9 protein-coding genes are annotated in these 12122 nt (G+C 52.3%); 3 read left to right on the top strand and 6 right to left on the bottom strand.

Annotated elements, in window-relative coordinates; translation table 11 throughout:
* Nucleotides 1–57: 57 nt before the first annotated feature.
* Entirely contained in the window at nucleotides 58–870 is an 813-nt protein-coding gene (gene proC, locus F7P81_RS02370) for a pyrroline-5-carboxylate reductase (protein WP_151158431.1), read from the bottom strand.
* Between the two features lie 549 nt (nucleotides 871–1419).
* On the opposite strand from proC, the gene F7P81_RS02365 reads away from it, so the two are divergent.
* Together F7P81_RS02365 and folD are read left to right on the top strand one after the other, a co-directional pair.
* A complete protein-coding gene (locus F7P81_RS02365) occupies nucleotides 1420–2025 on the top strand; it encodes a hypothetical protein (RefSeq protein WP_151158430.1) in 606 nt (201 codons plus the stop codon).
* Nucleotides 2026–2166: 141 nt separating this feature from the next.
* Nucleotides 2167–3084, top strand: a complete 918-nt coding sequence (gene folD / locus F7P81_RS02360; RefSeq protein ID WP_151158429.1) for a bifunctional methylenetetrahydrofolate dehydrogenase/methenyltetrahydrofolate cyclohydrolase FolD — start codon at nucleotides 2167–2169, stop codon at nucleotides 3082–3084.
* Nucleotides 3085–3142: 58 nt separating this feature from the next.
* Here folD and edd read toward each other — a convergent pair whose 3' ends face one another.
* The 3 genes from edd to zwf all read right to left on the bottom strand — a co-directional run bounded on the left by edd (nucleotide 3143) and on the right by zwf (nucleotide 7538).
* On the bottom strand, nucleotides 3143–4957 hold the full coding sequence (gene edd, locus F7P81_RS02355; protein ID WP_151158428.1) for a phosphogluconate dehydratase: 1815 nt from the start codon (nucleotides 4955–4957) through the stop codon (nucleotides 3143–3145).
* A 226-nt stretch (nucleotides 4958–5183) separates the two neighbouring features.
* Complete coding sequence (pgl, locus tag F7P81_RS02350; protein WP_075654390.1) at nucleotides 5184–5909, bottom strand: 6-phosphogluconolactonase; 726 nt, start codon at nucleotides 5907–5909, stop codon at nucleotides 5184–5186.
* 153 nt (nucleotides 5910–6062) lie between these two features.
* The gene (gene zwf / locus F7P81_RS02345; protein ID WP_151158426.1) at nucleotides 6063–7538 is read right to left on the bottom strand and encodes a glucose-6-phosphate dehydrogenase; all 1476 of its coding nucleotides are present in this window, start codon (nucleotides 7536–7538) and stop codon (nucleotides 6063–6065) included.
* A gap of 323 nt (nucleotides 7539–7861) precedes the next feature.
* On the opposite strand from zwf, the gene F7P81_RS02340 reads away from it, so the two are divergent.
* Entirely contained in the window at nucleotides 7862–8611 is a 750-nt protein-coding gene (locus F7P81_RS02340) for a glucose 1-dehydrogenase (protein ID WP_022711172.1), read from the top strand.
* A gap of 58 nt (nucleotides 8612–8669) precedes the next feature.
* Here the strand turns inward: F7P81_RS02340 and F7P81_RS02335 are convergent, their stop codons facing one another.
* Complete coding sequence (locus F7P81_RS02335; protein ID WP_151158423.1) at nucleotides 8670–9968, bottom strand: NAD(P)/FAD-dependent oxidoreductase; 1299 nt, start codon at nucleotides 9966–9968, stop codon at nucleotides 8670–8672.
* Nucleotides 9969–10077: 109 nt separating this feature from the next.
* Nucleotides 10078–11511: a glutamine synthetase family protein gene (locus F7P81_RS02330; protein ID WP_075654393.1), complete on the bottom strand. Its 1434-nt coding sequence runs from the start codon at nucleotides 11509–11511 to the stop codon at nucleotides 10078–10080.
* Nucleotides 11512–12122: the final 611 nt, after the last annotated feature.

Genomic DNA, 12122 nt, shown 5'->3' with positions numbered 1-12122 from the left:
TACGAAAAGGAAGAAGACGACCCGTCCTCTCTCCCTGTGGAAATGCGGTATTGTGTTTCAGCTTTTTCCGAGTTCCACAGAGCGGTTACGGGCAGCTTCAACCGCTTCGCTGACAAGATTTTGCAGGCGATTATCACCCATCAGCACTTCGAGAGCAGCTGCTGTTGTTCCGTTAGGGCTGGTGACATTAATGCGCAATTGCGATGGCGTATCCGTGCTTGCCGCAGCGAGCGCGCCTGCACCGTAAACTGTCTGCATGGCAAGCATGGCAGCAATATCCTGCGGCAGACCGGCGGTTATGCCGGCTTGTGTAAGACATTCAATGAAATGAAACACATAGGCGGGGCCGGAGCCGGATATTGCGGTTACGGCATCCATCAGGTTTTCATCTTTGACCTGTGCGACCTGACCGCTGGTTTCCAGTAATTCTTCGGTGAAACGCATGACATCTGCCTGCACATTACTATTGGCAAATGTCACCATCATGCCTTTGCCAATCGCTGCCGGTGTGTTCGGCATACAGCGGATAATCGCGGCCTGCGCGCCCAGAATTTTCTCGAATAAGGCAACCGGTGTACCGGCAGCCACGCTGAGAAAAGCCGAGGCAGATGCATAGTTTTTATAGGCAGGCAGAATGTCCTGAATGACCTGTGGTTTGACCGCAATGATAATCAGCTGCGGAGAGCCGGTAATGCCTGTGCTGTCCGGCAGTGCTTTAACGCCGAGTTTTGTCGCACGTTCGCGTAAAGTGTCTGCCGGTTCAACAACTGTCACGTCAGAAGGCTGTAACTTGCCCGAGGAGAGCCATCCTTGCAGCATGGCAAACCCCATATTGCCGCAACCAACCAGAACAACAGTGTTATTTGCCATCAAATGCCTCTCCTGTGATTTGCCCGACCATAGAACATTCGACCGGCAGATGGAAATATCGTTCGCTGCACAGAGTGAAATTCCGGCATCGTGACAGGCGCGGTGTCACATTAATCAGATAAATGTGAAATTTATTTCTTATAGTGGTTGCCAGAGTCATTAAGGTTTTGTTAACCATAAGGCAGAGTGATTTGCACCGGCTTCGCCGCGCTGCAAAGGCGTAACGGGTAAACGTGATTTACATTGTGAAATGCGTTGCTTCTGGCGTGTCGCTTATCTGCGAACAGTTTTGAAAAGCTTTCATGATCTGCTGTGAATTTTATTCCGGTCGGTCAGGTTCTTATGAGTCCGTTTTTTCGGGCAGAACAGGCGTTTCAGACATGGAATTTCCAAAAAACCTCGGTTTTGGCCGGATTTTTGGAATGTGCAGAGGAGGGGCAAAACACTCTGATACCGGATGCCGTTTGCGTGTCCGGCGCATATTATACCTGCGTCTCTGGCGCATTTTATGAATGACTGTGTAAATAAATTTTAAGACGGGGCGGCATTATGGAACGTGATGATAAATTTTCCGGCACATTACCGCTTTTGGCCTATGCACCGCAGGATTTTGGCCTGAACATCCAGCGTTCCCGCGCTTACCGTGCGCGTGCCGCAATGGGGCGCACGGGCGTGCAGCCGCTGCGCAGTCATGCACAGGCTCCCGCACAGACATCGGTAAAAGCTGACAGAGCTGTACTTGCCGAACCTGCACCGGCTTCGTCATCTTCGTTGTTCAAGAAACTGTGGCTGAACCTGTCCGGCCTTTTAAAGCGCGGCAAACAAGCTGAAACCGCTGCGGAACAGCCTGCGCAGCCGGTGGTTACAAGGCAAATGCCTGTCGCGCCTGTGGCAAAGCAAATGCCTGTGAAACAGGCCGATGCAGAACCGCAGGAGCCGAAACAGCAACCGGCGGAAGAGGCTATTGCGGAAATGCGCCAGCCGGTTTCCAAAACCTATGCTGCCATGCGCAAAAATGCGCTCGGCACTGCTGCGGCAGATCAGACTATTCCTGAAGCTGCAGACCTTTCCCATGCACTGGCCGAAATCCGGCAGGCATTGCGTGAACATGAGAAGCTGGCCAGTGCCAGACAGAATGAAAATTCGTCACGTTGATGCCGTTATTCCGATAGCATGACCGTTTTTTGATTGTCATCATCGCGCTGGCAGATTATGCGGGGGCAGGATGTGAGCGCGTGGCTTTGTGATCCCGCAATTTCGGCCTTGCATTGTTTTTTTGTCTGACGGAGTTGTGAGATGGCGACTGAGACGAGCGGCGCAAAAGTAATCGACGGTAAATTGCTGGCGGAAGATGTGGTGGCAGCGGTTAAAGCTGCAACATCCGACTTGTTAAATACAACCGGCACAAAGCCTGGGATTGCTGTGGTGATCGTCGGGGAAGATCCGGCCAGTCAGGTTTATGTCGCCTCCAAAGGCCGCAAAGCACGCGAATGCGGTTTCCACTCTGTACAGCACACATTGACTGAAGACACATCTGAGGCGGATCTGCTGGATTTGATCGACAGTCTCAATAATGACCCTGCCATTCACGGTATTCTGGTGCAGTTGCCACTGCCGAAACATATTGATGAAGGTCGTGTCATCCAGACGATTGTGCCGGATAAAGATGTTGACGGTTTCCATTATATCAATGTCGGCAAGCTCGGCACCGGCGCTGTGGACAGTGCTTTTGTGCCATGCACACCGGCTGGCAGCATGATTATGATTGAGCGTCAGCTTGGCCGTGACCTGTCCGGTCTTACAGCCGTTGTTATCGGCCGCTCCAATATTGTTGGCAAGCCAATGGCGAATTTGCTGCTTGCAGCCAATGCCACCGTTACCGTTGCCCATAGCCGCACTAAAGATCTGCCGGCCTTGGCACGCACGGCTGATATTCTGGTGGCAGCGGTTGGTCGACCACAAATGGTGAAGGGTGACTGGATCAAACCGGGTGCGACTGTGATTGATGTGGGTATCAACCGCATTGATGCACCGGAAAAGGGTGAAGGCAAGACCCGTCTCGTCGGCGATGTGGATTATGCAGAGGCTGCAAAAGTGGCCGGAGCGATTACGCCGGTTCCGGGCGGTGTTGGCCCTATGACCATTGCAATGCTGATGGCCAATACGCTGGTCGCCGCTTGCCGCGCTGCCGGTGTGCAGATACCGAAATTTTGATTTTAAGTAGTTAAAAGAACGGCGCGGTCATTTTGATCGCGCCGTTTTTTGTTACCTTTTAAAATACTGATGCGCCTTGATCCGCATGGCCTGCAATGTGCCGGAATGCGGAGAACAATTCCCGTCCCATACCAAAATGATTACGGGTAAGATCAGGTGTTTCAATATTGCGTGACTGCAATTCATCCTCGCTCAGCAGGACAGACAGGGTGCCTTGCACGGCATCAAGGCGGATAATGTCGCCTTCCTGAATCTTTGCAATCATACCATTATCAAGGGCTTCCGGTGTGACATGAATGGCGGAAGGCACTTTGCCGGATGCGCCGGAGAGACGGCCGTCGGTCACAAGTGCCACGCGCTGTCCGCGATCCTGCAAAATACCAAGCACAGTCATCAGCTTGTGCAGTTCCGGCATACCATTGGCCTTCGGGCCCTGATAGCGGACAACGGCGATGAAATCACCTTCGAGCTTGCCTGCCTTGAAAGCATCCTGCATTTCCGACTGATCGTGGAAGATTTTCGCAGGCGCTTCAATCACATGGCGATCCGGTTTGACGGCCGAAACTTTAATGATCGCGCTGCCAATATTGCCGCTCAGTACTTTGATACCACCATCCGGCTGGAAAGGCGCATTGGCTTTGGCGAGAACTTTTGCATCAGCACTCACTTCAGGGGCAGGATTGCGTGCAATCGTACCATCTGCATTGAGCGCCGGTTCAATCGTATAGTCGCGTAGAGTCTCACCCCAGACGGTGCGCACATCTTCGTGCAGCAGACCGGCATCCAGCAATTCACGGATCAGATAGCCCATGCCGCCTGCCGCATGGAAATGGTTCACATCGGCAAGCCCATTCGGATAGACGCGGGCAAGCAGCGGCACAGCAGCCGAAATATCGGATATATCCTGCCATGTCAGTTTGATGCCTGCGGCTGCGGCCATGGCAATCAGATGGATGGTGTGGTTGGTGGAACCGCCGGTGGCATTGAGACCAACAACACCATTGACGAAAGAGCGCTCATCCAGCATTGCGCCGACCGGCGTATAATCATTGCCGCAGGCGGTGATCTGCAAAGCGCGCTTGGCGGCTTCCTTCGTCATCGCATCGCGCAATGGTGTATTCGGATTGATGAAGGATGAACCCGGAATATGCAGTCCCATGATTTCCATCAGCATCTGATTGGAATTGGCTGTGCCATAGAAAGTGCAGGTGCCGGGGCCGTGATAGGATTTGGACTCGGATTCCAGCAATTCTGCACGACCGACTTTGCCTTCCGCATAAAGCTGGCGGATGCGGGCTTTTTCATCATTTGGCAGGCCGGATGTCATAGGCCCTGCCGGAATAAAAATCGCAGGCAAGTGACCAAAGGTGAGGGCGCCGATCACCAGCCCCGGCACAATCTTGTCGCAAACACCGAGATAGACGGCAGCGTCAAACATATCATGGGACAGGCCGACGGCAGTGGCCATGGCAATCACATCGCGTGAGAACAGCGACAGTTCCATGCCCGCAAAACCTTGCGTAACACCGTCACACATTGCAGGCACGCCACCGGCAACCTGCGCAATGCCGCCTGCTTCACGCGCTGCCTGTTTGATAAGCTGCGGAAAAGTCTCAAATGGCTGATGCGCGGAGAGCATATCATTATAAGCGGTGATAATGCCGATATTGAGCAGTTGATCGCCAGCCAGTCCTGCTTTGTCGGAAGGGCCGCAGGCCGCAAAACCATGAGCCAGATTGGCGCAGCCAAGTGCAGTGCGCACGGGCTTGCGTGATGCAGCTTCACTGATCCGCCCCAGATAGGCTTCACGGGTCGGGCGGGAGCGCTCGATAATCCGGTTGGTGATCGCCTGCAGGGTGTGATTCACGGTCATTTCAGTCTCCCGTACCGGTCAGAAACCGGTCATGCGCATTAATATTTAAACCGATTTAATAGATGTTTTAATATACGGAAAACAAGTATAGCGAAAGAGTGGAAAAAGGCTGATGCGTCTATAAAGCGCACGGGAATGGACGGGGAGAAAAAGGTGTGTAATCCGGCTCATTCTCCGGCCGAGTATCATCGGAGAATGAGCGGATATTGCAGTAATCGTTTTGGAATTATGGTGCCCAGTAAAGCTGTACGGCTTGTTTCGCATGGGCAAAAACAGCGCGCACGGGCATCAGATTAATATCTGCTTCGCTGAAATCGCTGGCCAGTGCTTCTTCCAGAACAGCCAGTTTCTTCTGCCCTTCAATATGCAGGATCAGCAGATCGGCATTTGCAATCACCGGCAGTGTAAGTGTCAGACGCGGTTCGCCTGCGCCTTCAGCCTGCATTGGCAGCACAACAGCACGGGTTGTCGGATCAATGGCCTGATCCAGCCTGCTGCCGCCGCGGAAGAAAGAGGCGGTATGGCCGTCATTGCCCATGCCGAGAACCACGACGTCAAAGGGTTTCGGCAGTGCATCAATGCGGTTTGCAGCAGTGACCGCAGCAACACTGGCTGTCTGGGCAGGAATATAAAGACTGACAAAAACGGCCTGCGCCGCCTTGTTCTGCAAAAGATGTTCGCGCGCCAGTTTCTCATTCGAACGGTCATTGTCCGGCGCTACAAAACGTTCATCGACAAGAGTAATCGTAACCTGTTTCCATGCCACATCCTGCATGGAGAGCGCCTCAAACAATTGTACCGGCGTTGTACCGCCGGATACAGCGAGTACGGCCTGTCCTTTGGCCGCGACTGCTTTATTCAGTTGATCCGCGATTGTTCCGGCTAATTGCAGCGCCAAAGCGGATGGCTCTGCAAAATCATGCCTTTCAATATTGGTTATGTCAGTCTCCATCAGTGTTTCTGCGCCTTTACACCCCTATGTGGGGTGTGGCGCAGTCATTTTGTATCTTTATACAGAATACCGCCTCAGACGGTATTCATTTCCTGCCTTTTTAGCGGTGCTCCGACCTCAATTTTTATTACGGTTATTGTATCCCCAGTCTCGTCAGAGACTATCATGCCATGTGCGGCCGTCACGCTCGATCAGGGCGATAGAACCGGAAGGCCCCCATGTGCCGGATGTATAGCCCTGAACTTTCTGTTCATTGCTTTCCCAGGCTTCCAGAATAGGGTCAATCCAGCGCCATGCAGCTTCAACCTCATCGCGGCGCATGAACAGCGTCTGGTTGCCGCGCACGACATCCATAATCAGCCGCTCATAGGCATCCGGATTACGCTCGTCAAAAGAATCCGCAAAGCTCATATCCAGCGGAATATGACGCAGACGCATACCGCCCGGACCCGGATCTTTAATCATGATCCACTGTTTCACACCTTCGTCCGGCTGCAGGCGGATGACCAGCTGATTGGCAATAATCTGCCCCGCACTGCTTTCAAAAATCGAGTGGGGAATAGGTTTGAATGTCACCACGATTTCTGAAACGCGTTCGGCCAGTCTTTTGCCGGTGCGCAGATAAAACGGCACATTTGCCCAGCGCCAGTTGCCGATCTCGGCTTTCAACGCCACAAAGGTTTCCGTATTGCTGGTAGTGCTTTCCAGATCATCGAGATAAGATTTAACCGGCCCGCCTGCAGAAGCACCGGCGCGGTACTGGCCGCGTACAGTATTTTCCTGCGCATTGTCGGCAGTAATAGGTGTGAGCGAGCGCAGTACTTTAACTTTTTCATCATGCACAGCATCGGCTTCCAGTGAAGCCGGTGGCTCCATAGCGACAAGGCACAATAATTGCAGAATATGGTTCTGCACCATATCGCGCAGCGCACCGGCTGTGTCGTAATAGCCTGCACGTCCTTCAAGTCCGACAGCTTCCGCAACAGTAATCTGCACATGGTCAATATGGGCTGAGTTCCAAAGCGGCTCATAAAGCGCATTGGCAAAACGCAGCGCCATCAGATTTTGCACTGTTTCTTTGCCGAGATAATGGTCGATACGGAAAATCTGGTCTTCGCGGAAAACGCTGCCGATCGTGTCATTGAGGATTTGCGCGGATGCCAGATCGCGGCCAATCGGTTTTTCAACAACGATGCGTGTATGATCGCTGATGAGATCATTGCTCTGCAAACGCTGGGCAATATCACCGAACAGGCTCGGGCTGACGGCAAGATAAAAAGCGCGGATATCCGCCGGTTTGGTCTTGATGAGTTTTTTCAGTGCAGGCCAGCCCTGATCGGACTTGGCATCAACTGCCACATAGGAGATGCGCTGCAGAAACTGTTCGATCTGCGCTTCATCAATCTCGTCTTTTTTGACATGTTCATGAATGGCATTGCGGGCAAATTCACGATATTCGGCATCGCCCATTTCACTGCGGGATGCACCGATAATACGGGTCGGTTCGCTGAATTGTCCGGCACGCTGGCGCTGGTATAATGCGGGGATCAGTTTACGTTCGGCAAGATCGCCTGAACCGCCGAAAACGATGCAGTCAAAGGGCTCTACCGGAATTGTCTGGCTGGTCATGAACCTGTCTCTTTATTCGCGTTTTCCTGATAAGTTCAAAGAATATCTCAGGATATGGAGAGAAAGTGGTGGGATTTGGTCCGGGAACGGAACGATGGTCGAAGCAGTGATTTGCATTATAATCTAGCGAAATAACAGCGTTGACAATAGTGGCTTTTTAAATCGATTTAAAAAATCGATTTAAAAATGTTAATTTTACGGATAATTATGCCTGAGCAAACAGAAAACCGGCGCTTTCTCCTGCAAGATTCCCTTAAGGTCTGAAATGCTTTATGCATTGGGGTGACTGATTTGCATTGTAATGAAAGTTTCTGGAGAAGAGTATGGCACGATTGAAAGATAAAGTGGCTATTGTGACCGGCGCCGGTTCTGGTTTCGGTGAGGCAATTGCCCGTCGTTTTGCGCTGGAGGGCGCGAAAGTAACCGTTGCCGATATTAATCCGAAACGCGCCAATGATGTTGCAAGTTCAATCGGTAAAAGTGCTGTGCCGCTTGCTGTGGATGTATCGCGGAAAGATGATGTTGAGCGGCTGGTCGGAGTGACGCTGCAGCAATTCGGCCGTCTTGATATTATGGTCAATAATGCCGGTTTTGCTTATAAAAACATGCTGCTGACCGATGTGCCGGAAGATAGTTTTGATCTGATTACAGCTGTGAATATGAAGGCGCTGTATCTGTCCACGCTGGCAGTTGTGCCGGTTATGCGTAAGCTGGGCGGCGGCGCGATTATCAATACGGCATCCATCGGTGCACAGCATCCGCGTAAAGGTCTGACCTGGTATAATGCATCCAAAGGCTGGGTGATGAGCGCGACGAAATCCATGGCGCTGGAACTGGCCGATGATAAAATCCGCGTCAATGCAATTTGTCCGGTGGAGAGTGAAACCGAAACGCTGAAACTGATCCTCGGTCAGGATACGCCGGAAGCCCGCGAAGCGCTCAAAGCTTCCATTCCTCTCGGGCGCTTCTCTAAGCCGGATGATATTGCCAATGCCGCTCTGTGGCTGGCCAGTGATGAAGCCGCATTTGTCACCGGTACATCTGTTGATGTGGATGGCGGCTACAGCCTGTAAAACAAAAACAGCCCGCCGGTTACACATAACCGGCGGGCTGTTGTCATTGATTAGTGGTTTATATGCGATCCATCATGGCAAACCATGAGAGCGCAAGGAAAAGCAGCGGTGCACGGAATGTGCGACCGCCCGGAAATGCCGGTACTTTCAGCATTTCAAACTGACGCAGGCGTTCGCGATTGCCGGTCACCGTCTCGGCATAGAGTTTACCCATAAAATTGGCGAGCATCACGCCATGGCCGGAATAACCGCCCGCGCTGATGACATTGGGCATAACTTCGCGCACAAAAGGCTGGCGCGGCATGGTAATGCCAACCGAGCCACCCCAGCTATGGGTGATCTCAATATCTTGGAGCTGCGGATAGATTTCCGTGATTTGGCGGCGGATATGCGTGGTAATATCGCGCGGATTATCGGCCGTATAGGCTTCGCGTCCGCCAAATAGCAGCCGCCCGTCTTTGGAACGACGGAAATAACGCACCACAAAACGGGAGTCGTCGACGGATTCACCACCCGGTAAAACGCGGCATGTATCATCCAGTGGCACAGTCGCGCCGATAAACGAGCGGATCGGCATCACATGGGCTGCGCTGACCGGCTCCAGATTGCCGCCATAGGCATTGACTGCGATCAGGGCTTTTTCCGCATTGATGATGCCGCGTGCAGTTTTGACGATTACACGGCCATTGGATGAGGTAATGCCGGTGGCTTTGCTGTTCTCATAGAGCTTTGCGCCTGCCTGAGATGCGGTTCTCGCCAACCCGATCAGGAGTTTCAGCGGATGAATATGGCCGGTGCCGCTGTCATAGGTGCCGCCGAAATAGCGTTTTGAACCGAGTTTTTCGGCAACCTCATCGCGCTCCATATAGCGCAGATGCGGATAGTTGAAGCGCGTGGCCATAATTTCGCTATGGGCTTTATATTGTTTGTCATAGCGCTGTTTATGCGTCACGGACATGTGCCCCTGCACATATTCCATGTCGATATTATGCTGCACAGCAAAGCTTAAAAGATGATGTTTGGCTTCTTCCGCCAGATCAAAAAGCGCCTTTGCATGGTTGAAACCATATTGCTTTTCCAGATCTTCCGCACCGCAGCGCTGGCCGGTATTCAACTGTCCGCCATTGCGGCCTGATGCACCGTCACCGAAGCGCGCTTCATCAAGCAACACGACTTTAATACCCTGAACCGCCAGATGAAAGGCGGCAGACAGGCCGGTATAGCCACCGCCGATAATCACGACATCTGTCTGGACTGATCCGTCAAATTCGGGATAGCGCGGCCGCTCACTGATACTTGCCTCATACCATGACAGTCCTGGAGAAATCGGGCTCTGATAATGCTGTGACTGCTGCATTGGGTGCCTTGAGCTGGTGCTGTATGTCGGAGAGCAGAAAATTTATGACGTATATTTCGGCAGAAATTGTTCCGGCACATTGATTAAAAGCAACGTGCCGGAAGGAATATTATACGTTGAGCAGCAGATATTCCCGCTCCCACGGGCTGATCACTTCCATGAAAGTCTCAAACTCTGCCCGCTTGATCGCGGCATAGGTGGTAGCAAAACTGATCCCGAGCAGAGCTTTCAGTTCCGCATCTTCTTCAAACAGGTTGACTGCCTCGATCAGACCGCGCGGCAGTTCCACCTCATTGCGGTTGACGGATGTTGCAACCGGCGCATCCGGCATGATCTTGTTTTTCAGCCCGATCAGACCGCAGGCAAGCGAAGCTGCCAGCGCCAGATAAGGATTGGCATCGGAAGACGGAATGCGGTTTTCCACGCGCCGTGCCTGCGGATCAGAACGTGGTACGCGCAGAGCGGTGGTGCGGTTATCATAGCCCCATTTGACATTGACCGGCGCAGAGGCATCCGGTGTCAGACGACGATAAGAATTCACATAAGGCGCAAACATCACCAAGGCATTCGGCACATGTTTCTGCATGCCGCCGATGAAGTGATAAAATGCTTCGCTCTCAGTGCCGTCTTCATTGCTGAAGATATTCTTGCCGGTTTTTTTATCGACAATAGACTGGTGAATATGCATGGCAGAACCCGGCTGACCCTGAATAGGCTTGGCCATGAAAGTTGCATACATATCATGTTTGAGTGCAGCTTCGCGGATGGTGCGCTTGAACATGAATGCCTGATCGGCCAGTTCAATCGGATCACCATGACGCAGGTTGATTTCCAGCTGACCGGCACCTTCTTCGTGGATCAGCGTGTCAATCTCCAGCCCCTGTGCTTCCGAGAAATGATAAATATCGTCAATCAGTTCGTCGAATTCGTTGACACCGGCAATGGAATAGCCCTGACCGCCGCCAATGGCGCGACCTGAACGGCCAACCGGCGGGGTGAGCGGATAATCCGGATCGGGATTTTTGCGCACCAGATAGAATTCGATCTCCGGCGCAACAACAGGTTTGAGGCCGAGTTTGGCATATTCATCAACCACACGCTTCAGCACGTTGCGCGGGGTGAATTCTGCCACGCGGCCGTCCTGATAAACGAGGTCGCACAGAACCTGTGCTGTCGGATCAGATTCCCACGGTACAACGGTGAGGGTGGAGAGATCGGCGACAAGGCGCAGATCACCGTCATCTTCCGGATAGACGAAGCCGTGACCATCATCAGGATAGTCGCCGGAAATCGTGACCATGAAGACGGCGGATGGCAAAGCCAGTGTGGAGTTGGAGATGAATTTCTTGGACGGCATCATCTTGCCGCGGGCAACACCCGCCTGATCGGGCGTGATGCACTCAATATCTTCAATGTCGCGCCATGCCAGCCATTCAGAAGCTTCTTTCCAGTTTTTGACGCCGCGCAGCGACTTGACATAGGCTGGTGTACCGCGACGTACAGTTTTGCGCGGTTTTTTCTTCTCAGTAGGTGTGACAGGCATTAATCACCGGATAGCTGTTTACGTTAAGGTCACTATAGCTTCTCATGTGACCTTTAACAAACAGAGTAGCATTTGTGTGCGTAAGCGTAAGTCCTGTTGTCAAAAATATTTTTTGGCGTGAGCTGTTGAAAATGATGGTTTTTGAAATACGCAGGCTGCCCGGAAATACCTTGAAGAATTTGAGGATAATGCAAGGTAATCAGTCATGATATCAGAGCAACCTGCGATTGTGCGGCCCCATTCGTGTCTGATCTAAAATCACCTGACATGGCTGCAAATGGCAATTTTCTGTGCTTCGGTACTCACGTACTCTTTGTACGCTCCGTTCCGATGCTCGCAAACCACCATTTTCGCTCATGCCAGCCGCTTTTTGATTTAGACACTTAAAAATACCACCCTGAGGAAATGCGGGAAGGGTGGTTGGGGGGATGGAGCCGAACCTGAGAAATCTGGATGCTGCCCTGCCGCCTTAAAAACGGCAGGGCAATAGGAGGATGCTTAGGAAAACTGTAAAGTTTAACTGCGGGTTACAACAACCGGCGTCAGCAGATCACCCCGCTGGCCTTCGCCGTCCCGCATTGCCGCAGGCATGCAATTTAAAAGAGCATGGT

Origin of the sequence: Pseudochrobactrum saccharolyticum (genome assembly GCF_008801715.1) — a bacterium.
GTDB lineage: Bacteria > Pseudomonadota > Alphaproteobacteria > Rhizobiales > Rhizobiaceae > Pseudochrobactrum > Pseudochrobactrum saccharolyticum.
This window is presented reverse-complemented; position numbering and strand designations above follow the sequence as displayed.

Bases quoted from the DNA above. Each gene is read 5' to 3' on its own strand.
- proC (WP_151158431.1), bottom strand. From the start codon at position 870: ATGGCAAATAACACTGTTGTTCTGGTTGGTTGCGGCAATATGGGGTTT.
- F7P81_RS02365 (WP_151158430.1), top strand. From the start codon at position 1,420: ATGGAACGTGATGATAAATTTTCCGGCACATTACCGCTTTTGGCCTAT.
- folD (WP_151158429.1), top strand. From the start codon at position 2,167: ATGGCGACTGAGACGAGCGGCGCAAAAGTAATCGACGGTAAATTGCTG.
- edd (WP_151158428.1), bottom strand. From the start codon at position 4,957: ATGACCGTGAATCACACCCTGCAGGCGATCACCAACCGGATTATCGAG.
- pgl (WP_075654390.1), bottom strand. From the start codon at position 5,909: ATGGAGACTGACATAACCAATATTGAAAGGCATGATTTTGCAGAGCCA.
- zwf (WP_151158426.1), bottom strand. From the start codon at position 7,538: ATGACCAGCCAGACAATTCCGGTAGAGCCCTTTGACTGCATCGTTTTC.
- F7P81_RS02340 (WP_022711172.1), top strand. From the start codon at position 7,862: ATGGCACGATTGAAAGATAAAGTGGCTATTGTGACCGGCGCCGGTTCT.
- F7P81_RS02335 (WP_151158423.1), bottom strand. From the start codon at position 9,968: ATGCAGCAGTCACAGCATTATCAGAGCCCGATTTCTCCAGGACTGTCA.
- F7P81_RS02330 (WP_075654393.1), bottom strand. From the start codon at position 11,511: ATGCCTGTCACACCTACTGAGAAGAAAAAACCGCGCAAAACTGTACGT.